Source organism: Erythrobacter sp. BLCC-B19 (assembly GCF_028621955.1).
Taxonomy (GTDB): Bacteria; Pseudomonadota; Alphaproteobacteria; order Sphingomonadales; family Sphingomonadaceae; genus Erythrobacter.
In genome coordinates, this window is record NZ_CP117516.1 from 1,037,086 (window position 1) to 1,059,404 (window position 22,319).

23 protein-coding genes are annotated in these 22,319 nt (G+C 65.8%); 18 read left to right on the forward strand and 5 right to left on the reverse strand.

Annotated elements, in window-relative coordinates; genetic code table 11:
• The first annotated feature begins 126 nt into the window (after positions 1-126).
• A complete protein-coding gene (locus tag PS060_RS04655; protein WP_273985829.1) occupies positions 127-714 on the forward strand; it encodes a carboxymuconolactone decarboxylase family protein in 588 nt (195 codons plus the stop codon).
• A complete protein-coding gene (locus tag PS060_RS04660) occupies positions 714-1,976 on the forward strand; it encodes a cytochrome P450 (protein ID WP_273985830.1) in 1,263 nt (420 codons plus the stop codon). The genes PS060_RS04655 and PS060_RS04660 overlap by 1 nt, the downstream gene beginning before the upstream one ends.
• Before the next feature lie 108 nt (positions 1,977-2,084).
• Here the strand turns inward: PS060_RS04660 and PS060_RS04665 are convergent, their stop codons facing one another.
• The gene (locus PS060_RS04665; RefSeq protein ID WP_273985832.1) at positions 2,085-3,704 is read right to left on the reverse strand and encodes an FAD-dependent oxidoreductase; all 1,620 of its coding nucleotides are present in this window, start codon (positions 3,702-3,704) and stop codon (positions 2,085-2,087) included.
• Between the two features lie 201 nt (positions 3,705-3,905).
• Here PS060_RS04665 and PS060_RS04670 point away from each other — a divergent pair, with 201 nt between their 5' ends.
• Positions 3,906-4,694, forward strand: a complete 789-nt coding sequence (locus PS060_RS04670; protein WP_273985833.1) for an SDR family NAD(P)-dependent oxidoreductase — start codon at positions 3,906-3,908, stop codon at positions 4,692-4,694.
• A gap of 77 nt (positions 4,695-4,771) precedes the next feature.
• On the opposite strand, the gene PS060_RS04675 is transcribed toward PS060_RS04670, so the two are convergent.
• A complete protein-coding gene (locus PS060_RS04675; RefSeq protein ID WP_273985835.1) occupies positions 4,772-5,581 on the reverse strand; it encodes an SDR family NAD(P)-dependent oxidoreductase in 810 nt (269 codons plus the stop codon).
• A 125-nt stretch (positions 5,582-5,706) separates the two neighbouring features.
• On the opposite strand from PS060_RS04675, the gene PS060_RS04680 reads away from it, so the two are divergent.
• From PS060_RS04680 to mobA, 3 genes are read left to right on the forward strand one after another with little or no spacing between them, the layout of a single operon-like run.
• A complete protein-coding gene (locus PS060_RS04680; protein ID WP_273985837.1) occupies positions 5,707-6,117 on the forward strand; it encodes a nuclear transport factor 2 family protein in 411 nt (136 codons plus the stop codon).
• A 4-nt stretch (positions 6,118-6,121) separates the two neighbouring features.
• Positions 6,122-6,463, forward strand: coding sequence for a putative quinol monooxygenase (locus PS060_RS04685; RefSeq protein ID WP_273985838.1), 342 nt, complete (start codon positions 6,122-6,124; stop codon positions 6,461-6,463).
• Entirely contained in the window at positions 6,456-6,968 is a 513-nt protein-coding gene (gene mobA / locus PS060_RS04690) for a molybdenum cofactor guanylyltransferase (protein ID WP_273985841.1), read from the forward strand. The genes PS060_RS04685 and mobA overlap by 8 nt, the downstream gene beginning before the upstream one ends.
• Here mobA and PS060_RS04695 read toward each other — a convergent pair.
• The gene (locus tag PS060_RS04695) at positions 6,965-7,969 is read right to left on the reverse strand and encodes an NADP-dependent oxidoreductase (RefSeq protein ID WP_273985842.1); all 1,005 of its coding nucleotides are present in this window, start codon (positions 7,967-7,969) and stop codon (positions 6,965-6,967) included. The genes mobA and PS060_RS04695 overlap by 4 nt on opposite strands.
• Positions 7,970-8,100: 131 nt before the next feature.
• On the opposite strand from PS060_RS04695, the gene PS060_RS04700 reads away from it, so the two are divergent.
• The 12 genes from PS060_RS04700 to PS060_RS04755 all read left to right on the forward strand — a co-directional run bounded on the left by PS060_RS04700 (position 8,101) and on the right by PS060_RS04755 (position 20,284).
• Positions 8,101-10,242, forward strand: coding sequence for a molybdopterin-containing oxidoreductase family protein (locus PS060_RS04700; RefSeq protein ID WP_273985845.1), 2,142 nt, complete (start codon positions 8,101-8,103; stop codon positions 10,240-10,242).
• Positions 10,243-10,267: 25 nt separating this feature from the next.
• Positions 10,268-11,278 carry an NADP-dependent oxidoreductase gene (locus PS060_RS04705; RefSeq protein ID WP_273985846.1) on the forward strand — a complete coding sequence of 337 codons (1,011 nt, stop codon included), beginning with the start codon at positions 10,268-10,270 and terminating at the stop codon, positions 11,276-11,278.
• A gap of 5 nt (positions 11,279-11,283) precedes the next feature.
• Positions 11,284-12,051, forward strand: coding sequence for a ThuA domain-containing protein (locus tag PS060_RS04710; protein WP_273985847.1), 768 nt, complete (start codon positions 11,284-11,286; stop codon positions 12,049-12,051).
• On the forward strand, positions 12,048-12,425 hold the full coding sequence (locus PS060_RS04715; RefSeq protein ID WP_273985849.1) for a limonene-1,2-epoxide hydrolase family protein: 378 nt from the start codon (positions 12,048-12,050) through the stop codon (positions 12,423-12,425). The genes PS060_RS04710 and PS060_RS04715 overlap by 4 nt, the downstream gene beginning before the upstream one ends.
• A gap of 99 nt (positions 12,426-12,524) precedes the next feature.
• A complete protein-coding gene (locus PS060_RS04720; protein ID WP_273985850.1) occupies positions 12,525-13,766 on the forward strand; it encodes a cytochrome P450 in 1,242 nt (413 codons plus the stop codon).
• Between the two features lie 5 nt (positions 13,767-13,771).
• Positions 13,772-14,854, forward strand: coding sequence for an acyl-CoA dehydrogenase family protein (locus tag PS060_RS04725; protein WP_273985851.1), 1,083 nt, complete (start codon positions 13,772-13,774; stop codon positions 14,852-14,854).
• Positions 14,855-14,878: 24 nt separating this feature from the next.
• Positions 14,879-15,304 carry a Zn-ribbon domain-containing OB-fold protein gene (locus tag PS060_RS04730; RefSeq protein WP_273985852.1) on the forward strand — a complete coding sequence of 142 codons (426 nt, stop codon included), beginning with the start codon at positions 14,879-14,881 and terminating at the stop codon, positions 15,302-15,304.
• Positions 15,301-16,455 (forward strand): thiolase family protein, encoded by a 1,155-nt coding sequence (locus PS060_RS04735; RefSeq protein ID WP_273985854.1) that lies wholly within the window; start codon positions 15,301-15,303, stop codon positions 16,453-16,455. Before PS060_RS04730 ends, PS060_RS04735 begins: the two co-directional genes overlap by 4 nt.
• Positions 16,452-17,222, forward strand: a complete 771-nt coding sequence (locus PS060_RS04740) for an SDR family NAD(P)-dependent oxidoreductase (RefSeq protein WP_273985855.1) — start codon at positions 16,452-16,454, stop codon at positions 17,220-17,222. The genes PS060_RS04735 and PS060_RS04740 overlap by 4 nt, the downstream gene beginning before the upstream one ends.
• A gap of 2 nt (positions 17,223-17,224) precedes the next feature.
• The gene (locus PS060_RS04745; RefSeq protein ID WP_273985857.1) at positions 17,225-17,980 is read left to right on the forward strand and encodes a ThuA domain-containing protein; all 756 of its coding nucleotides are present in this window, start codon (positions 17,225-17,227) and stop codon (positions 17,978-17,980) included.
• Between the two features lie 55 nt (positions 17,981-18,035).
• Complete coding sequence (locus PS060_RS04750; protein WP_273985859.1) at positions 18,036-19,244, forward strand: acyl-CoA dehydrogenase family protein; 1,209 nt, start codon at positions 18,036-18,038, stop codon at positions 19,242-19,244.
• Between the two features lie 137 nt (positions 19,245-19,381).
• Positions 19,382-20,284: an SDR family oxidoreductase gene (locus tag PS060_RS04755; RefSeq protein ID WP_273985861.1), complete on the forward strand. Its 903-nt coding sequence runs from the start codon at positions 19,382-19,384 to the stop codon at positions 20,282-20,284.
• On the opposite strand, the gene kynU is transcribed toward PS060_RS04755, so the two are convergent.
• Together kynU and PS060_RS04765 are read right to left on the reverse strand one after the other, a co-directional pair.
• Positions 20,281-21,504: a kynureninase gene (gene kynU, locus PS060_RS04760; protein ID WP_273985862.1), complete on the reverse strand. Its 1,224-nt coding sequence runs from the start codon at positions 21,502-21,504 to the stop codon at positions 20,281-20,283. The two genes, PS060_RS04755 and kynU, sit on opposite strands and share 4 nt — an antisense overlap.
• Positions 21,501-22,292 carry a tryptophan 2,3-dioxygenase gene (locus PS060_RS04765; protein WP_273985864.1) on the reverse strand — a complete coding sequence of 264 codons (792 nt, stop codon included), beginning with the start codon at positions 22,290-22,292 and terminating at the stop codon, positions 21,501-21,503. Before PS060_RS04765 ends, kynU begins: the two co-directional genes overlap by 4 nt.
• Positions 22,293-22,319: the final 27 nt, after the last annotated feature.

A 22,319-nucleotide genomic window follows, 5' to 3' on the forward strand; every position in this document is an offset into this window, starting at 1 on the left:
CCTCTCCCTACGCGGAGCGGTTCGCCTGCTTAGCGAATCCGCCAATTGCTGATGCCCGGGTTGTCCCGCAGCCTCGACCTTACGGAAACGGGCGAAAATGCCAGTGCCGAGTGGGGAGAGAGACCTGTGAGCCGTATCGAGAAACTTCCCCCTGACCAGTGGGACGCGCGCCTTGTCGCTGCGATCCAGCCGGACAACCTCACCGATCTGGAGCAAGGCCTGACCCGCTATTTCGCGCATTGCCCCGAGCAGGCGCTGGGGCTGATGGGCTTCGGCGGGGCGTTGAAGCGCAATCGCTCTCTGCCCGAACGGCTGGTGGAGCTGGTGCGGCTGAGGGTCGCCTTCTTCAACCAGTGCCGCAGCTGCATGGCGATCCGCTATTCGGACGCGGTGGCGGATGGGGTCACGGAAGGGCTGGTTTGCTCATTGGAGCGTCCGCAGGAGGCCGAGAACCTAAGCGCCGCCGAGAAAGCCGCAATCCGTTACGGCGAGCTGATGGCGACCGATCATCTCGCGATTAATGACGCGGTCTATGCCGACCTGCGCCAGCACTTCACCGAGGCGCAGATCGTCGAACTCGGCATGACGGTCGCTTTCTTCGTTGGCTTCGGCAGGCTCGCGGCGACGTATCACATGGTCGAGGAACTGCCCGAGGCGTTCCAGACCGCGGAAACAATCGCCCCTTGGGGTGCCGACAAGATCGAGGTGCGCTGATGAACCAGCCGCCCCAGATCAACCTGTTCGACCCCGCGCTCCAGCAGTGCCCCTACGATGCCTACAAGGTGCTGCGTGACGAAGCGCCGGTCTACAATATCCCCGGCACGCAGATCTATGTCGTCAGCCGCTATGACCATGTGCGCGAGGTGCTGATGGACCCGGCGCGCTTCCCCTCGACGGCGGCGAACGAGCTAATGCGCGCCTCCCCGGTCGACATGGAGCGCGGACGCAAGGTCGCCGAGCGGTTCCGCGAGAAGGGCTGGCTCCCCGCCCCGACCCTCGCCGGGCGCGACGATCCCAATCACAAGCAGATGCGCGCGATGTTCAACGAGGCGTTCAAGCCCAGCCGCATCAAGGAAATCGACCCCCGCGTCGAAACCCTCGCTTACGAGCTGATCGACGAATTCCTCGCCGACGGCAAATGCGACTGGGTGCGCCAGTTCTGCGTCCCCCTGCCCCTCTTCATCATCGGCGAGCAGATGGGCGCCAAGCGCGAGGATATGTGGCGGATCAAGGGCTGGACCGACGCCTTCTTCCACCGCATTTCCCTCATGCTGCCCGAGGACAAGCATCTGGAGATGGTCGACCGCGAGATCGAGGCGCAGCACTATTTCCAGCCGATCTTCGAGCGCTTGAGGGAGCATCCCGATGGCTCGCTGATCTCCGTTCTGGTCAACACCGTGATCGAGGGCTGGGGGCGGCCGCTGAACGACAATGAACTCCACGCCGAGATGATGGCCGATACCTTCGTCGGCGGATCGGAGACCACCACCAATGCGCTCGCGGCGGGGATGAAGCTGCTGATCGAGAACAAGGATGTGTGGGCGAAGCTCAAGGCCGACCCAGACAAGTATATGCGCAACTTCGTCGAAGAGGTGCTGAGGCTCGAGAGTCCGGTGCAATCGCTGATGCGCTTCACCCATGCGGACGTGGAACTGGACGGGGTGACAATCCCCGCAGGCTCGGTGGTCAACGTCCGCTACGGCGCGGCCAACCGCGACGAGCGCGTCTTCGAATGTCCCGAAAAGCTCGATCTCGACCGGCCCAAGGCGGGCGCGCACATGGCCTTCGGGTCAGGCACGCACCATTGTCTGGGCGCGCCGCTCGCCCGGCGCGAGCTGACCTGGGGCTTTCAGGCCGTGGTCGACCGGTTCGAGGACATGGACTTCGCGGACGGAGAGAACGACTTCAGCTACCACCCGCACTTCCTGCTGCGGAGCCTGAAGCAGCTGAACATCGTGTTCGAGGCGAAGAAATAGCCTCTTTCGTCATTGCGAGGAGCCGCAGGCGACGCGGCAATCCATCTACCGGTCGCTTGCGGCGGCTTGAGGCCATGGATTGCTTCGCCTTCGGCTCGCAATGACGAACTAGAGATTGGCGAGAGCCGCCGTCCGCCCCGCGATGTAGCCATAGGTCAGCGCCGGGCCGAGCGTTCCGCCCGCGCCCGCATAAATCCCTCCCGTCGGGCAGGCGATGGCATTGCCCGCCCCGAGCAGGCCCGGAATCGGCGCGCCGTCATGGCCGAGGATGCGCGCCTGTCCGTCCGTCCTCGGGCCGCCATTGGTGCCGAGCAGGCCCGAGGCGATCTCCACCGCGTAGAACGGCGCTTCCCGGATCGCGCCAAGCGTGACGGCGGTGCCCTCCCGCGAACGGTCGCCGTAGAAATGGTCGTAGGCGCTTGTCCCGCGCCCGAAATCGGGATCGTGGCCCGCATCGGCATGGGCGTTGAAACGCGCCACGGTTGCGGCCAGCGTGTCAGGGTCGAGCCCGATCTGATCCGCCAGCCCCTCCAGCGTGTCCGCCCGCATCACCCAGTCCGGCATCGGCTGTCCCGGCTGGCGAAGCCCGAGCGGATAGCGCGCGGCATATTGCGCATCGACGATCAGCCACGCGGGCAGGTTGAGATAGTCGTAATTCGCCGGGTCGAACTGGTGGAACACGCCGCCCAATGCCGAATAATTCGCCGCCTCGTTGCAGAAGCGCCGCCCCGAGCGGTTGACCATGATCGAATGGGGCACGGTGCGCTCGATCAGGATGATCTGCGCGCGTGGCTCGCCGCTCGCCCAGGGCGCGTCGGGCGTCACCAGAGTGGGCGCCCACCACGCGCTGGTCATGTTGCCCAGCTTCGCGCCCGCCGCCATCGCCAGCTTCAATCCGCCGCCGGTGCCGGTGGGCGGGCTGGCAGGCGCGGTGACGGGGCCGCGCAGGAAGGTCTGGCGCAGCTCTGCGTCCCATTCGAAACCGCCGGTGGTGATGATCACCCCGCGCCGCGCGGTGAGCGCAAAGGGCGCGCCGTCGCGGGTGCCCTCGATGCCGGTGATGCGCGCGCCGTCTTTGACCAGCCGGTGCGTTTCCACCCCGAGCACCGGTTCGATCCCGCGCACAAGGCACGCCTTCAGGAGCCGCCCCACCATCGCCTGACCAAAGCCGCATTGCTGCGCGGCCATGCGCTGCCCCAGCACCTCCAGCGGCGGCAGCGCGGTCGCGCCGCCCAGCGGCGTTTCGCGCAGCATCAGCGGCTTGGGTTCCTCGATCGCGTAGATTTTCGCCGCCCAATCGCCCAGCTCAGGCAGATCGAACAGATCGTGGTCGAGCGCGCGCGAGCCTTCCGGCTTTGCGCCCGGCCGGTCGGTGTAATAGTCGGGATAGCCCGGCAGCACCGACACGCTGAGGGCTTCGATCCCTTCAAGGAAGGCCAGCGCTTCCGGCCCACGATCGACAAAGGCCTCCAGCGTCTCGTCCACCAGATCGCCGTGATCGAGACTGCGGAAATAGGCGAGCGCGTCCTCGCGGCTGTCAGCCATGCCCGCGGCGCGCATCCGGGGGTTGTCGGCGACCCAGATCACCCCGCCCGAGATCGCCGAGGTGCCGCCGATACGGTCGTATCGCTCGATCAGAGCAACCGATGCGCCCGCTTCGTGTGCCGCAAGCGCAGCGGCCATGCCGGCCGCGCCTGTCCCGAGAATGATGACATCGACTTCGCTCATGGTGCCATAGACGCCTTGCGAGGCCGGCGCGGCAACCCGTCATTTTGGCAAGGTGCCTTGGGGTTCAGTCCTCTCTATTCGTCATTGCGAGGAGCCCGAAGGGCGACGCGGCAATCCACGGACTGCCCTCGCGCCCGGAAGCAATGCCAGTCCCTGGATTGCTTCGCCTAAGGCTCGCAATGACGAGAAAGAGGGCAAGCAATGAAACTCGCAGGAAAAATCGCCGCCATCACCGGGGGCACGGCCGGCATGGGGCGCGGGATCGCCGAGGCGTTTCTCGAAGAGGGCGCGAGCGTCGCGCTGTTCGCGCGCAATGCCGAAAAGGGCGCGAAGGTGCTCGAGGAACTCGAGGCCAAAGGTTTTGGGCGCGATCGGGCGATCTTCGTCGCGGGCGACGTGATGAGCCAGGCCGATCTCGAAGGCTTCGTCGACCAGACCATCAAGCATTTCGGCACGCTCGACATTCTGGTGAACAACGCGGGCGGCGCGGGGGATTTGCAGCCGCTCGTCAACCTGTCCGATCACGCCTTTGACGAGGCGATGAAGTGGAACGTCTATTCGACCTTCTGGGCCACCCGCCGCGCGCTGCCCACGATGCTCGAAAAGCAGGACGGGCGGATCATCAACATCTCCAGCATGGAGGGCAAGCACGGCAAGCCGGTGCTGACCGCCTATTCCGCCGCCAAGCACGCGGTGAACGGCATGACCAAGAGCCTCGCGCGCGAAGTCGGCGCACAGGGGGTGACGGTCAACGCGATCTGCCCCGGTCTCGTCATCACCGACATCATCAAGAACAACGGCCCCGCCACCGCCAAGGCGATGGGGATGGAGCTCGACGAGATGATCGCGCTGTTCGCCAGCGAGGCCGCGATCAAGCGCCCCAACGAGGTCGAGGAAATCGCGGCGGTCGCGGTGCTGCTCGCCAGCAAGGCAGGCGCGGGGATCACCGGCGCGCAGATCAGCGTCGATGGAGGCACGGCGCAGTATTGAGGGCTTTGCGCAGGCCTTGTCGGGTTTTTGCAGCCGCCTGCGATGTTTCACGTGGAACATCGCAGGCGCAAGCAGGCCTAGCTTTGCAGCTTCGCCATCGCCGCGCCGACGGCGGCGGCAACGTCATGGGCTTGCGGATTGCCGCGCATGATAAGGCCGCCATTGGGCTGGATGTTGGCCCCTGTGACATAGGCCTGATCGGTCGAGAGCCACAGGCAGGCGTGCGCCACGTCATCCACCGTGTTGAGCCTGCCCATCGGGTAGCGCGGCAGGAAGGCATCGGTCAGGCCCGGCACCTGAAAGCTGTCATGCGTCATCGGGCTGTCGGTGAAGGCGGGGGAGACGGTGTTGGCCTTGATCCCGAGGTGCCCGTAATCATTCGCCACGCACTCGATCAGCGCCTCGCTGCCGCGCTTGGTGCCGATATAGGCCGCGTGGTTGGTGATGATCGCCTTGGTGGTGGCCGAGGACAGGGAAATCAGTGATCCGCCCGTGGGTTGCTGGGCCGACATGACCCGGACGAAAGCCTGGAGGAAGTGGTGCACGCCCTTGAACTGCAGGTCGACGATCTGGTCGAGCTGTTCGTCGGTGATCTCCTCCATGCTGGCGAGCAGCCCCCAGCCGGTGGTGTTGATCGCGATATCGACCCGCCCGAACGTGGCGACCGCCTTGTCGGCCATGGCATTGACCTCGGGCTTCCTGGCGATGTCGCACAGGGCGTATGCGCCCCCGATTTCCTGTGCCAGCGCGGCGAGCGGCGCTTCCTTGCGGCCCGCGACCATGACCTTCGCGCCCTCCTTCGCGAACAGCCGGGCGATGGTCTGGCCCATGTTGCCCTCCGATGCCGCACCCAGAATGACGGCGGTCTTGCCCTGCAATTGTCCCATGATGTGTCTCCTCTCTTGCTGCGTGGAGTAACACGCCCGGACGCGCCCTCACCCTTCCCAAAAGTGGGCATTGTCGCTTGGCGGTCTGGGGGCCGATAGCCGGAACCAGCAAGGGAGAGAGAACCATGTTTACCGGCCCACTCGAAGATCGCGTGGCGATCCATGAATTGAACGGCACCTATGCCGATGGCGTGGTGCGGATCGATGCCGACACCTGGGCGACGGTGTGGGCCGATGATGCCGATTGGGATCTGATGGGCCACAAGACCAAGGGCAAGGACGCGATCGTGGCCTTCTGGAACGGAGCCATGTCAGGGCTGGAGGCGGTGAGCTTCCACTGCGTCCCCTGCATGATCGCAGTCACCGGCGACACGGCGCGTTCGCGGGTGCAGACGCAGGAAATTTTGAAGCCCAAGGACGGCAAGGCGCGCCATGTCGGCGGGCTGTATGAAGACGAGTTGAAAAAGGTCGATGGGCGCTGGCTGTTCACCAGCCGCACGTTCAAGATCGTCGCGGAATTCGGAGTGGAAGGCTAACCCAATGGCAAAAATCGTGATTTCCGCGCAGATCGACCTCGACCCCGCCCAGCGCGAGGAAGCGCTGCGCAGCGCGCGCCCGCATATCGAGGCCGCGCTCGCCGAGAAGGGTTGCATCCACTACGACTGGAGCGCCTGTTCGATGAACCCCGCCAGGGTCAATGTGTTCGAGGAATGGGAAAGCGAGGAAGACCTCGCCGCCCATTTCCGCGATCCGGCCTATACCGGGATGCGCGATCATATCGGCAAGTTCGGCATCACGGCGGCGGTCAGCAAGAAGTACCGTGTCGATGCGGAGGGGCCGGTCTACAATGCCGAAGGGCAAGCGACCGAAGCATTTGACTAGGCTGCTGGGAGCGATCCTGGCCGGCGGACAGGCGCGGCGGTTCGGCAGCGACAAGGCGCAGGCGCTCTATCAAGGCGCGCGGCTGATCGACCGGGTGGCTGACGCGATGGTGCCCCAGTGCGCTGGCCTGATCGTCTGCGGGCGTGAAGAGCCGGGGTTCCGCTGCATCCGCGACTGGCCCGAGGTCGGCCTTGGCCCGCTCGGCGGCCTCGCGGCGGCGCTGCGCCATGCGGGGGAGCAGGGCTTTTCCCATGTCCTGTCCGCAGGTGTCGACGCGCCCGATCTGCCGCATGATCTGGCCATCTGCCTTGCAGGCGACGGGGCAGCGATTGTCGAGAGCCAGCCGGTGGTCGGGCTATGGCCGGCCGGGGCCGCCGCCGCGCTCGAAGCCTTCATGGCCGGCGGCGGCCGCTCGCTCTACCGCTTCGCCGACCATATTGGCGCGCGGCGGGTCACGCTTCCCGCGCCGCTGATGAACGTCAATTACCCTGAGGATCTGGCCTAGAGCTTCAGCAGCTGCTTGCCCCGGTTCTGCCCGCTGAACAGCCGCTGCAAGGTGGTCGGCGCGTTTTCGAAGCCGTGCTGGATGTCTTCCTGATACTTCAGGCTGCCATCCTTGACGAAGCCTTCCAGCCGCTTGCGGATGCCGGGGAATTCGCTCGCCCAGTCGAGCACGATGAAGCCCGCCATGGTGCCACGCCGGAACACGAGGTTGAAGTAGTTCTCAGGCCCGGCAGGCAGGCTCCCCGTCTCGTAGCGGCTGATCCCGCCGCAGATCACCACACGCGCACCGGTGGCGATGCAGGCGAGCATATCGTTCAGGATCTTGCCGCCGACATTGTCGTAGATCACGTCCACGCCGCGCGGGCACAGCTCGCGGATCTGCGCCTTCACATTGCCCGCCTTGTAGTCGATCGCGGCGGCATAGCCGGCCTCGCCCACCAGCCAGTCGCACTTGTCCTGCCCGCCCGCGATGCCGACCACGCGGCACCCTGCGATCTTCGCGAGCTGGCCGACGATGCTTCCCGTCGCCCCCGCCGCGCCCGATACCAGCACGGTATCGCCCGCCACCGGCTTGCCCACCTTGAACAGCCCGCAATAGGCGGTCAGCCCCGTCGTCCCCAGCACCGAGAGCACGGCGGTGGGCGAGATTTCGGTCTCGACCTTGGTCAGCTCCTTGCCGTCAGTGACGAGATATTCGGTCCAGCCGGTGGTGCCGAACACCATGTCGCCCACAGCAAACCTGCCGCCGTTGGAGGCGACCACCTCGGCAATCCCGCTGCCGCGCATCACGTCGCCGATGTTCATGGGCGCAACGTAATCGGCGATGTTCTCCATCCAGCCCTTCTGCGCCGGATCGAAGCCGAGATAATGGGTCTTGAGCAGCATCTCGCCCGGGGCAGGATCGGGGAGCTGGGTTTCGATCAGCTTGAAATCATTGTCGATCTCGATCCCGCGACCGCGCGGGTGACCGTTCAGGAGCCATTGGCGGGTGGTGGTGGGCATCGGGTATCGCTCCATCTGTCAGAGAATTGTTTGCCTGCCCTATTGCGGGCGCGCCGCCGCGCTCTCCACGGACAAAAGTATCAGTCGAGCCCCCTGCCCCCTGTGGTAGTTTGCGCTCTCCAAGGAGAGAGATGATGGGCGTCGAGACTCACAAGACTTTCTGCCGCTTCTGCCATGCCAACTGCGCGATGGAAGTCGATGTCGAAAACGGGAAGGTCGTCGAAGTGCGCGGCGATCCCGACGATCCGGCCTATGGCGGCTACACCTGCATGAAGGGGCGCGAGCTGCCCGACAGCCACAATTCGGAAAACCGCCTGCATCACAGCCTTGTGAGGAACGCGGACGGCGAATTCGTCTCGACCCCGATGCCCGAGGCGCTCGCCCATGTGGCGTCGGAACTGCGGCGGATCATCGACCAGCACGGCCCTCATTCGGTGGCGGTGTTCATGGGTTCGGGCGGCTTCCAGAACTCGGCCGCGATGGCCGCATCACTGAGCTTTGCGCAAGCGGTGGGAAGCCGCAATTTCTACACCTCGGTAACGCTCGATCAGCCCGCCAAGGTCTTCACCACCGCGCGCTATGGCAAGTGGATGGCGGGGCCGAATACTTTTTCGGAGAGCGACGTCGCCTTCTTCATCGGCAACAACCCGATCGTCTCGCACTACGCGCCCGTCGGCGGCGTCCCGCCCTTCAGTCCCTCGCGCCGCATCCGCGATCAGAAGGCCAAGGGATTGAAGCTCATCGTCGCCGACCCGCGCGAGAGCGATGTCGCGCGGCTTGCCGACATCTACCTGCCGGTCAAGCCGGGCGAGGATCCGGCGATGCTGGCGGGGATGCTGAATGTGATCATCAGCGAAGGCCTCTACGACCGCAACTTCGTCGCCGCGCATGTCGACGGCTTCGACGAATTGGCGGAGGCGGTGAAGGCCTTCCCGCCCGAAGTCGCCGCCGAACGTGCAGGGTTGGACACAGATCAACTGGTCGCCGCCGCACGGATGTTCGCGACCGGCTCGAAGGGCTGCGCGGTCACCGGCACCGGCCCTGAAATGGCGGGTAACGGGACGCTGACCGAGTATCTCGTGGTCTGCCTCAACACCATCTGCGCCCGCTTCAAGCAGGAGGGCGAGAAGGCCGCGATCCCCGGCGTGTTCAGTCCTTACCAGAACGCCCGGCGCGCGCAGGTCGGCCCGCCTGTGCCGATGTTCGGCGCGGAAGGGATGCCGAAGTCGCGCTTCCGCGGCCTCGGGCATCTGGGCTGGGAAATGCCCTGCAACGTGCTCGCCGATGAAATCCTCACCCCCGGCGAAGGCCAGGTGCGCGCGCTGATTTCGGTTGGCGGCAATCCGGTGGTGGGCTTCCCCGATCAGGCCAAGATGGCCCGCGCGCTCGATGATCTCGAGCTGTTCGTGCAGATCGACCCGTGGATGAGCGCCAGCGCCAAGCGCGCCACGGTGGTGCTCGCGCCCTCGCAATGCCTCGAGCGCGAGGACATCACCAGCCTCTCCGAATGGTGGCATGAAGAACCCTATGCCCGCTACACCGAGGCGGTGGTGGAGGCGCCGGGCGATTGCATCGACGAATACGAGATGTTCTGGACGCTGGCGCACCATCTCGGCATCCAGATGAACCTCGCGGGCGGCCCGCTGCCGATGGACAGGAAGCCCACCAAGCAGGAGTTCCTCGACCTGGCCGTGACCGGCTGCCTCGTGCCGCCCAGCCAGGTGCGCAAGGACTGCGCGGCCAATGGCGGGGCGGCGGTGCTCTATCCCGAAAAGCACCCCAAGGTGGAGCCGGTCGACGAGAGCGAGTTCCACCGCTTCGATCTCGCCGTGGGGGCGATGCCCTCGCAAATCCTCAAATATGCCGACGCCAGCGCCGCGCGCGAGGGCTTCGACTTCCGGCTGATCAGCCGCCGCTCGAAGACGCGGTTCAACTCGATCGGCCACCCCTTGAAGAAGCTGCAAGCCAAGACCACCACCAACCCCGCCTTCATCCACCCCGACGACATTGCCGCGCTGGGCCTCGAGGAAGGCGGACTGGTGGCGATCACCAGCCCCCACGCCACCATTCACGGGGTCGTCAAGGCGAGCGACAAGGTGCGGCGCGGGATCGTCTCGATGGCCCATGCCTATGGCGATGCCGATGCGACGAAGGAGGATGTGCGCGAGCGCGGCTCCTCGACCAACCGGCTGGTGAGCGAGGTGGTCGATTACGATCCGATCACCGGCCAATCGCTTCAGAGCGCCATTCCGGTGAAGCTCGAACCGGCCTGATTTTCACCCAAATCGAAAGACTGACATGCCCCAGAACCGCCGCTTCCTCCTCCAGCGCCGCCCGAAAGGCACGCCCGTTCCCGATGACTTCGCGCTCGTCACCGAGCCTACCCCCGCTCTGGAAGAGGGCCAGTTCCTGATCCGCAACCACTACGCCTCGTTGGATCCGGCGATGCGCGGGTGGATGGATGCCGAGGGCAACTATATGCCGCCGATCCCCTTGGGCGATCCGGTGCGCGCCAGCACCATCGGCGTGGTCGAGGAAAGCCGCGCCGAGGGCTTCGAACCCGGCCAGTGGGTGATGGGCCTCAACGCGCTCGAAGACTATTCGATCGGCGTCGCGGGCGGCTTCACCCAGCCGATCGACCCCTCACTGGTGCCGAGCGTCACCAACTACCTCTCGATCTTCGGGGCGGTCGGAATGACCGCCTATTTCGGCTTCCTCGATGTGTGCGAGCCCAAGGCGGGCGAGACCGTGCTGGTCTCGGGTGCGGCGGGCGCGGTCGGCAGCCTTGTCGGCCAGCTCGCCAAGATCCACGGCTGCCGCGCGGTCGGGATCGCGGGCGGCCCGGCGAAGTGCGCGCGGCTCACCGAGAAATACGGCTTCGATGCCGCCATCGACTACCGCGGCAAGGACGAAGCCGCCCTCACCGCTGCCATCGCCGCAGCCTGCCCGGACGGGGTCGACGTCATCTTCGAGAATGTCGGCGGGATCATCCTCGATGCCGGGCTGATGAACCTCAACCTCCATTCGCGCATCGGCCTGTGCGGCCTCATCAGCGAATACAACACCGAGCCGCGCGGCATCCGCAACCTGTGGCAGTTGATCGTCAAGCGCGCGCATATCCGCGGGCTGCTCGTCGCCGACTACGTGCCGCGCTTTGCCGAAGGTGCAGCGCAGATGGGCGTGTGGGCCTCGCAGGGCCGCCTCACCATCGACGAGCATATCGACGAGGGGCTGGAGAACGCCTTCGACAGCTTCATGCGGCTGTTCGCTGGCACGAATGACGGCAAGATGATCCTCAAGATCGCCTGAGACCGATGACCCGTTCGCTGCTCGTGCTGTCAGGAGGCCATCCTTACGAGGCAGGCCCGTTTGACGAACTCCTGCACAGTCTCGGCGAATGGGACATCACCCACCTGATCCACCCCGAAGGCGGCGCGGCGGACGCGGCAGAGGCCATCACCGCGGCCGACGCGCTGCTGTTCTACGACATGGCGGGCTACAGCTTCGGCGCGGGCACGGTGACAACCCGCCCGCCGCCGCCCGCCTTGCGCGACGCGATCACCGCGCGCTTTGCCGCCGGCAAGGGCGCGGTGGCGATGCACCATGCGATTGCCGGGTGGGCCGAGTGGCCTCAGTGGCATGAATGGCTGGGCGGGCAGTTCCACTATCAGCCCGGCGCACACGGGCTGGACTCCGGCTACCGTCACGATGTGAGCTACCAAGCGCGGGTCGTGGCCGATCATCCGGTCGTGCGGGGCTTGCCGGAACGCTTCCCCGTCACCGACGAACTCTATCTCTGCCCCATCGATGAGAACGCCTTCACGCCGCTTGTCCGGGCCGAGGGCTTCGCTTTCACGGCTACCAACTTCTACTCCGCCGCGCTGGCTGTTGCCGGGGCAATGTTCAGCAATGAAGGCTGGAACCACCCGCCGGGCAGCAACTGCATCGCCTGGGAAAGCCGCAAGTGCCCCGCCCCGCTCGTCTACCTGCAATGCGGCGACGGCCCTGCCACCTATGCCAACCCCCATGTGCGCCAGATGCTGCGGCAGGCGCTCGATTACATTTCGGGAGGACCAACATGACACCCCAGCAAACCGTCGAGGCCTTTATCGGCCATTGGAACGCCTGCGATATCGACGCGATGATGGCGCTGTGTGCGCCCGACATCGTCTACCACAACATCCCGATGGAACCGGTCAACGGCACCGCCGAAATGCGCGCGATGGTCGAAGGCTTTTTCGTCAATCTCGCAGGATGCGACTGGCAGACCCACGCCATCGCTGCGAACGGCAACACCGTCCTGACCGAGCGCACCGATGGCTTCACCTTCAAGGACGGCCGCCATGCCGCAATCCGTGTCATGGGCACCTTCGAGATCGATGCCGACGGCCGCATCAGCGCCTGGCGCGACTATTTCGATATGCTTGAATTCCAGCGCGAATTCGCCGGCCAGTGATGCGCACCGCGCAATCCTAACACAAACGCGCATCGCATCCGGGGCGCGAGGGCAGCTAGGCTTGCCCCATGATAACCCGTGGGTCTGGAGCCGCTTCCCATGAACAAGCCTGAAGGCAATGTCTTTGCGCCCGAAACGCTGATCGATCCGTTCGACTACTACCGCGCCATCCACGAAGCCGGGATCGCGATCGAGCACCTCGAAGGCATGAACACCTGGGTCGTCTATTCCTACGACCTGTGCAGCGAAGCGGCGGCCAAGCCCGAGATTTTCTCCAACGACTTCACCGCGCTGATGGGCCGCGAGGCCGACGAGGACATTCAGGCGATCCTCGCGGAAGGCTGGCCTGACCTGCCCACCCTGCTCACCGCCGATCATCCGGTGCACACCCGCAACCGCAAGCTCGTCAACCTCGCCTTCTCGGCCCCCCGCGTGAATGCGATCGAGGCCGATATGCGGCAGAAGTCGATCGACCTGATCGAAGCCTTTGCCGACCGCGGCCACTGCGAATTCGTCGAGGAATTCGGCGTGCCGCTGCCGGTGGCGATGATCGCCGGGCAGATCGGGCTTGATGACGATCCCAAGCGCGTCAAGCGCTGGTCGGATGCCGCGGTCGACCGCTTCAGCCAGATGGTCGATCATGAGCGCAAGCTCGAATGCGCGCGCAGCCTCGTCGAGTTCCAGCACTATATGAAGGGCTTGATCGACGACCGCCGCGCCAATGGCGGCAATGACCTCCTCACCGATCTGGTCGAAGCCCGCGTCGAGGGCGAGACGCCCCTCAGTGATCCCGAGATCATGTCGCTGATGCAGCAGTTCATGGTGGCCGGCAACGAGACCACCACTTCGACGCTCGCGGGCGGCCTGCTCCAGCTGATCCGCAATCCCGACCAGATGGCCAAGGCCAAGGCGGCCGCCGGGGGGCGCGACCCCAAGGTCATCATGAACCTCGTCGAAGAGGCGCTGCGTTACGAAACGCCGACCGCAGGGATGTGGCGGATCGTCAAGCAGGACACCGAGCTTGGGGGGATGAAAATCCCGAACGGTGCGGTGGTGCAGCTGCGCTATGCCGCAGCCAACCGCGACCCTTCGAAGTTTCCCGATCCCGACCGCTTCGACATCGAACGCGCCAATGCCCGCACCCACCTCAGCTTCGGCAAGGGGCCGCATATGTGCGTGGGCAATATGCTCTCCCGCAAGGAAATGCTGGTCGCCTTCGACGAGCTGCTCGAACGGCTCGATAACTTCGCGGTCGCGGACGAGAAGGAAATCCGCATCCTCCCCAACATCCTGCTGCGCGGTGTCACCCACCTGCCGATCACCTTCACGCGGAAAGCCTGAGCCTCATGAATTTCGACCTTTCCGAAGAACAGCAGATGTTCGTGACCTCGGTCGAGCGCTTCGCTGCGCCGATCGATGTCGAAGCGCGGCGCAAGCTTCGCCTGTCGCCCACCGGCTATGATCGCGGTCGCTGGCAAAGCCTTGCCGAGATGGGCCTGATCGCGCTCGCCGCGGGCGAGGATGCGGGCGGCATGGCGGGTTCGCCGGTCGATCTGGCGCTGGTGTGCGAGGCCATCGGTAAGGCGAACGCGCCCGATCCGCTGCTCGAACACGGCATCCTGCCCGCCCTGCTGCTCGAACGCGGCGGCGCTGGCGCGGTGCTAGACGGCGTGCTGTCGGGCGAGAGCCTCGTCACCTTCGCGTGGACGGAACGCGGGCAGCGCTACAGCCTCAAGGCCAAGGGGATGAAGGCCGACGCCGCCGGGGACGGTTTCACCCTCACTGGCGAGAAGACGATGGTGATGGGCGCGCTGATGGCCGACCTGTTCATCGTCACCGCCGATCTTGGCGGGGAGACCGCCTGCTTCCTGGTGCCGCGCGATGCGCCCGGTCTGGAAGTGCGCGCCTATCGCCTCGCGGACGGCAGCATCGCGGGCGAGATCAAGCTGACCCGCACGCCAGCGAGCGCGAAGCTGGGGCTCGATCCGGCAGCGCTCGATGGCATCGTGGCCGACCTCAGGCTCTATGCGGCAGCGGAAATGGTGGGGCTCGGCCAGCGCCTCCTCGACGACACGCTCGCCTATGTGAAAGAGCGCGAGCAGTTCGGCGTTGCGATTGGTTCCTTCCAGGCTTTGCAGCACCGCTTGGTCGATTGCTACGCCAAGGAAGAGCAAGCCCGATCAATGCTTTACCGCGCAGCATTGGCCGACCGTGCCGACACCGCAAAGTGGCACAAGGCGGCGGCCGGGGCCAAGGCCTATATCGGCGAGAACGTCGATGCCATCGCCCGTGAGGCGGTGCAGATGCATGGCGGCATGGGGATCACCGACGAGCTGGCCATTGGTCACGCCCTGAAGCGCGTGCTGGTGCTCGCGCGGCTGTTCGGCGACGTCGACACCGTGCTTGCGGAATATGCGCTCGCGGCATGACGCGGGCCTGAGGGGGACTGAACAATGGGCGAAAAGATCGACCCGAACCTGTGGAGCGACGGGGCGCAGCCGCATCTGATGGGCGGCAGGCTGCCTTCGGGCCAGATCGTCTTTCCGATGCCTGTGGGCGATGCGGCGGAAGGCGTGGAGCCCTACAAGCTGTCGCGCCGCGGCACGCTGTGGTCGTGGACGAGCCAGGGCTTCCTGCCCAAGGAGCCCTATGAAGGCCCAGGCTCCGGCCCCGGCGAAGGCCCGCCCGATTTCCAGCCATTCCTATTGGGCTATGTCGAGCTGCCCGGCGAAGTGATCGTCGAGAGCCGCATCGTCGACGCGCGATTGGAAGACCTCCATCTCGGCATGGAGCTCGAATTCTGCATCGTGCCGTTCAACGCGCGCTACGACACCTTCGCCTTCCGTCCTGCCACCGCCAGCGAAAGCAAAGCCGCATGAGCGAGAACGTCTATATCATCGGCGCCGGGATCCACCCCTTCGGCCGCACCGACAGCCGCTCGGGCCGCGAACAGGGCGTCTATGCCGTGCGCGAGGCGCTCGCCGATGCGGGCCTCGAATGGCCCGACATCGAATGCGCCTATGGCGGCTCGGCAGCGGCGGGCAATGCTGACATCATGGTCAACGAGCTGGGGCTGACGAGCCTCCCCTTCACCAACGTCGCCAATGGCTGCGCCACCGGCGGCAGCGCGCTCGCGGCCTCGCAGCAGGCGATTGCGAGCGGGATGTATGATCTCGCGCTCGCGGTCGGCTTCGACAAGCACCCGAGGGGCGCGTTCAACGCCAAGCCATCCGACTATGGCCTGCCCGAATGGTACGGCCAGACCGGGATGATGCTGACGACGCAGTTCTTCGCGCTCAAAATCCAGCGCTACATGCAACTCCATGGCATCAGCCGCACGACGCTGGGGCGTGTCGCGGAGAAGGCCTTCCGCAACGGCACGATCACGCCCCATGCGTGGCGCAGGAGCCCAGTCGATCTCGACACGATCATGAACGCGCCGATGATCAATGATCCGCTCACGAAGTATATGTTCTGCTCGCCCGCCGAGGGCGCGGTGGCGCTGATCCTCGCCAGCGAGAAGAAGATGAAGGAACTGGGCGCAGACGGGGTCAAGATCCGCGCGGTTTCGGTGAAGACCCGCCCGCCCAACTCCTTCGAGGTGTTCCAGGCCGGCATCAGCATCGAGGAAGGCGGAAAACCCACGGTCCTCGCCTCCAAGGCCGCCTTCGAGAAGGCCGGGATCGGCCCGGAGGACATCTCGGTCGCGCAGCTGCAGGACACCGAAAGCGGCGCGGAAATCATGCACATGGCCGAAAACGGCTTCTGCAAGGATGGCGAGCAGGAGGAATGGCTCGCCAATGGCTGGACCGAGATCGGGGGCGGCAAGCTGCCGGTGAACACTGACGGCGGGTGCCTCGCCTGCGGGGAGCCGATTGGCGCTTCGGGCCTCAGGCAGGTCTACGAGAACGTCACCCAGTTGCGCGGCCGCGCAGGTGAGCGGCAGGTGCCCGGCAAGGTGCGCTTCGGTTATTCCCACGTCTACGGCGCACCCGGCCTGTCGGGCGTCGCTATTCTGGAGCGCGAATGAGCAGGATGCAGGGCAAGGTCGCGCTCGTTTCGGGCGGCGCGGAGGGGATCGGGGCTGCGGTCGCGCGGTTGATCGTGGCCGAGGGCGGCAGCGTGATGCTGGGCGATGTGCAGCTGGAGAAGGCCCAGGCGCTGGCGGCTGAACTGGGCGAGCGCGCGGCGGCGACCGCGCTGGACGTGCGCGATCTTGCGCAATGGGAGGCCGCCGTCGCGGCCACGCAAGCCCGCTTCGGCAAGCTCACCGTGCTGTGCAACATCGCGGGCATTTCCGAGCCCGGCACGATCACCGACGGCACGCTCGACGTGTGGCAGCGCACCATCGACATCAACCTGAATGGCCCCTTCTACGGGATGCGCACCGCGATCCCGGCGATGGTCGCCAGCGGCGAGAAATGCGCCATCGTCAACATCGGCTCGATGATCGCGCTGCGCCCGGCAAGCTTCGTCGCAGCCTATTCCGCCTCCAAGACAGGTCTGCGCGGCCTGACGCAAAGCGCTGCGCTCGATTGCGCGGAAAAAGGCCTGCCGATCCGCGTCAACATGGTGCACCCCGGCGCGATCCGCACGCCGATGTATGAACGCTACCAGTTCTCGGGCGCCGACACGCCGGAAAACATCGAGGCGAACTTCGCCGCGACCCACCCGATGAACCGCATCGGCGAGCCCGAGGAAGTCGCCCGCGCGGTGGTGTTCCTCGCCTCTGACGACGCAAGTTTCACCACCGGCTGCGACTTTACCGTCGATGGTGGCGGCAGCATCAGGAGCTAAGCATGGGCGCACAACCTGCCACCCGCATCGACGCGCACTTCATCGCCGCGGGCAAGTATCACGATATTGATTACCCCCGGCTCGAGATCCTCAAGCTGCTGGCCGAGCATCCCCACATCCGCACCACCGTGGCGGCGGACTATTCGGGGCTGGAGCGGCTCGACCAGTGCCGCTTCCTCATCACCTATACCTGCGATCTTATGCCGACCCGCGAGCAAGCCGCGCAATTGAAGGCGTGGATGGAGAAGGGCGGCAAGTGGATGGCGCTCCACGGCACCAATTCCATCCTCGTCTTCACCGCCGAGGGTCTTGTCGATGCGCCCGACGAGCGGCCCGACGTGATGGAAATGCTCGGCACGCAGTTCGTCGCCCACCCGCCGATCGACAAGTTCCCGGTCGAGGTGGTCAACAAGGACCACGAATTGACCCGCGGCATCGCGGATTTCGAGGTAGTGGACGAACTCTACCTCTCCAAGACCACCGCGCCGATCGACACGCTGATGCAGACCACCTTCGAAGGCGAGGCGACCGGGTTCACGCAAAGCCAGTGGGGCAAGACCACCGTGCCTATCGTTTATACGAGGGATATTGGCGCAGGCCAGATCGTATACAATGCGCTGGGGCATTGCCGGGGGCATTACGATCTTCCGGGCATGGCCGACTTCTACCCGCACAAGGAAATGTGCGCCTGGAACTACGACGTCTATTATGACCTGCTGCGGCGGACGATCCGCTGGGCCATGCGGGACGGGAATTGAAGCTGGCAGGGGCGCTGCGGCGTATCTTGCGGGATCGCAACTGGGATTGACTCGAATGGACATGGACTTCTCGCCCGAGGACATCGCCTTCCGCGAGGAAGTGCGCGCCTTCCTCAAGGACAACCTGCCCGAACGGCTGCGCGATGGCGCGCGTCGCACGCCCGGCGTCTTCGTCGAGCCCGATATCGGGATGGAATGGCACCGCATCCTCTACAAGCAGGGCTGGGTCGCCCCGCACTGGCCCAAGGAAGATGGCGGCACCGGCTGGACGCCGACGCAGAAGTTCATCTTCGAAAAGGAATGTGCGCTCGCCGGCGCGCCTGCCCTGGCGATCCTCGGCCTGCGCCTTGTCGGCCCCGTCATCTGCGAATTCGGCACGCCCGAACAGAAGGCGCGTTTCCTGCCGCGCATCCTTTCGGGTGAGGATTACTGGTGTCAGGGCTATTCCGAACCCGGCTCAGGCTCCGACCTCGCCAGCCTCAAGACTGCGGCGCGGCTCGAGGGCGATGAATATGTCATCAACGGCTCCAAGATCTGGACGACCCACGCCCACCACGCCGACTGGATTTTCGCGCTGGTGCGCACCGATGCGAGCGTGAAGAAGCAGCAGGGGATCAGCTTCCTGCTGGTGCCGATGGACCAGCCGGGCGTCAGCGTTACGCCGATCCATTCGATGTCGGGCGATCACGAGGTCAACGCGGTGTTCTTCACCGACGCGCGCACCGGGCAGGAGAACCGCATCGGGGCCGAGGGGGCCGGATGGAGCATCGCCAAGTTCCTGCTCGAGAACGAGCGCGGCGGATCGTGCTACGCCCCGCGCCTGCTCCAGAGCATCGACCGGCTCGAGAACCTCGCCCAGACCCAGCCCTCGGGCGTCAACGGCGCGATCGCGCATGACCCGCGCTTCCGCGACCGGCTCGCCCGCGTGCGGCTTGAGGCCGAGGCGCTGGAAGTGACCGAGCTGCGCATCCTCGCCGAACTCGCCAAGGGCAAGGCGCCCGGTCCGCAGACCTCGCTGGTGAAGCTCTTGGGATCGAACATCGGCCAGAAGGTCGATGTGCTGCGACTGGAGCTGCTCGGACCGGATGCGCTGCAACTGCCATTGGAACGCCCGCTCTACGGCAACGAGGCGCCCGAGCCGGTGGGCAGCGAATATGCCCAGACCGCGATGGGCAAGTTCCTCAACAACCGCGCGTCGACCATCTTCGGCGGATCGGACGAGGTGCAGAAGAACATCATTGCCAAGACCGTACTGGGGCTTTGACCAAACCCCTCCTCGTCATTGCGAGGAGTGAAACGACGAAGCAATCCATGGCCCTTCCCCCGAGCCGCTGATGGCGGGCCATGGATTGCCGCGCCGCCTGCGGCGGCTCGCAATGACGACAACAGAGGACACGACCAATGGACGCTTCGAAACTGATGTTCCGCGACGGCTTGATGGCAGGCGAGCGCATTCTCGTGACTGGCGGGGGCACCGGCCTTGGGCGCGAGATGGCAGAAGCCTTCCTCAAGCTCGGCGCGACCGTCTACATCTGCGGCCGCCGCCAGAACAAGCTGGACGAGACCGCCGCCGAACTGACCGCGCTCCACGGCGGCAAGATTGTCGGCATGGCCTGCGACATCCGTGATGCGGACGCGATCCACACCATGGTCGACGCGATCTGGGCCGATGGCGGGGCGCTCACCGGCGTGGTCAACAACGCCGCGGGCAACTTCATCAGCCGCACCGAGGACCTCTCGGTCAACGGCTTCAACGCCATCGCCGACATCGTGATGCGCGGGACGTTCTACGTCACGCTCGACATCGGCAAGCGGCTGATTGCCGAGAAGAAGAAGGCGAGTTTCCTCTCGATCCTCACCACCTGGGTGTGGTCGGGCAGCGCCTTCGTGGTGCCGAGCGCCATGAGCAAGACCGCGATCAACGCCATGACCCAGAGCCTTGCGACCGAGTGGGGCCGCTATGGCCTGCGCTTCAATGCCATCGCCCCCGGCCTCTTCCCCACCAAGGGCATGAGCGCGCGACTGCATCCGGGCGGCGCGGGCGGCAATTCGGGGAACAACCTCAATCCCATGGGCCGCGCGGGCGAGATGCATGAGCTTGCCAATCTCGCGGTGTTCCTGATGGGGCCGGGCGCGGAATATGTGAACGGCCAGACCATCGCCATCGACGGCGCGGGCTTCCAGGCCAATGGCGGGACGTTCTACCCGATGCTCAGCGCCTTGGGCGATGCCGAGTGGGAGCAGTTGCGCGCGATGATCAAGGGCACCAATGCTGCCGACAAGGCGGATCGGACGGTTGGTTAGGTAACCGCCGCGCGCTGGTTGAACTCTTCGCGCTGCCATTCGCCGCTTGCCAGCACCTCGGCGAGGTGGCGAGCGGCGGCGGCCATGTTGGCGAAGCTCAGGTAGGCGGGCGCGAAGCCCAGCCGCAGAACATCGGGCGCGCGGAAATCGCCAATCACGCCGCGCGCGATCAGCGCCTGGCAGATCGCGTAGGCCTCGGGGTGGCGGAAGGAGAGCTGGCTGCCCCGGTCGCTGGCGCGCGGCGGGCTGACCAGCTCCAGCGTCACATCATGCGCCATCAGGCTTTCGAGGAAGAACTCCGAAAGCGCCTGCGACTTGGCGTAAAGCCGGCCGACGCCGATTTCCGCGATCAGATCGACACCCACTTCCAGCGCCGCCAGCCCCAGCACCGGGGGCGTGCCGCATTGCAGCCGCTCGATACCGGGAGCGCCCGCGTAATCGTCCGAGAACGCAAAAGGCGCGGCGTGGCCGAACCAGCCGGTGAGCGGTTGCTGCAATGCCGCATGATGCCGCTCGGCGACGAAGGCGAAAGCGGGCGCACCCGGCCCGCCGCACAGGTATTTGTAGCCGCAGCCGACCGCGAAATCCGCGTCCACGCCATTGAGATCGACCGGCAGCGCGCCGGTCGAGTGCGACAAGTCCCACAGCACCAGCGCGCCCGCTTCATGCGCGGCTCGGGTGAGCGCGGCCATGTCGTGGAGCGCGCCGGTCTTGTAATGCGCATGGGTCAGCATCAGCAGCGCGACATCATCGCCCAGCGCCTCGGCCAGCCTGTCTCGCTCCGCCAGCCGCCGGGTGGCGAGGCCTTGCGCCTCCAGCCCTGCGATCATGTAGAGATCGGTCGGGAAGTTGCCCGGCTCGGACAGCACGACCTTGCGGCCGGGTCGCATGGCGAGCGCGGCGGCGATCAGCTTGAACAGGTTTACGCTCGTCGAATCGCAGGCGATCACCTCGTGCGGCTGCGCACCGATCAGCGGCGCGATCTTGCCGCCGACGCGGCCCGCCATGTCGAACCAGCCCGCGTCGTTCCATGAGCGGATCAGCCCCTCACCCCATTCCCCTTCGATCACAGCCTGCAACCGCGCCGGGGTCGCCTTGGGCAGCGCGCCCAAGGAGTTGCCGTCGAGGTAGATCACCCCTTCGGGCAGGGTGAAGCGTTCCCGATAGCCCGCCAGCGGATCGGCGGCGTCGAAGTCGGCGGCGCGCGCCTCGGGGGTCATATCGCCGTCCTGACGCTGAGGAGCTCGGGGAAGAAGGCCTGCTTCAGCACCCCTTCCAGATAGGGCACCCCCGGCGTGCCGCCCGTGCCGCGTTTGAAGCCGATGATGCGCTCGACGGTCTTCAGGTGCCCGAAGCGCCAGCGCTGGAAGTGGTATTCGAGGTCCACCAGCTTCTCGGCCAATTCATACAGATCCCAGTGCGCCTGCGGGTCGCGATAGATCGCCGCCCATGCCGCTTCGACGCTGGGGTCGGCCACGTAAGCCGCAGACGGATCGCGCGCCAGCACGCCCGCGTCGATCACCAGCCCCCGCCGCGCCAGCAGCCGGATCGCCGCGTCATAAAGGCTCGCGCGGCACCGTTCCGCCTCCAGCCGCTCGGCCCAGTCGGCGTTCGACTTGTGGAGGCGCACGTGCTTGCCGTCGCGCCCGCCGAGCATGAATTCCATCATCCGGTACTGCGCCGACTGAAACCCGGAGGACGCGCCCAGGTGCGGGCGGATCGCCGAGTAATCATGCGGGGTCATGGTGCTGAGCACATCCCAGCTCTGGATCAGCTGCTGCTGCGCCCGCGCCACCCGGGCGAGCATCTTGAAGGCGGGCCTGAGGTCATCAGCCTCGATGCACTCGCGCGCAGCGGTCAACTCGTGCAGGCACAGCTTGAGCCATAGCTCGCTCGCCTGGTGGACGATGATGAACAGCAGCTCGTCATGCGCCTCGGAGGCAGGGTGCTGGGCCGCGAGGATGCGGCCCAGATCGAGATAGCTGGCATAGGTGACATCGGCGCTCATGCGAGACTGTTAGCGCGCCGCGTCGCC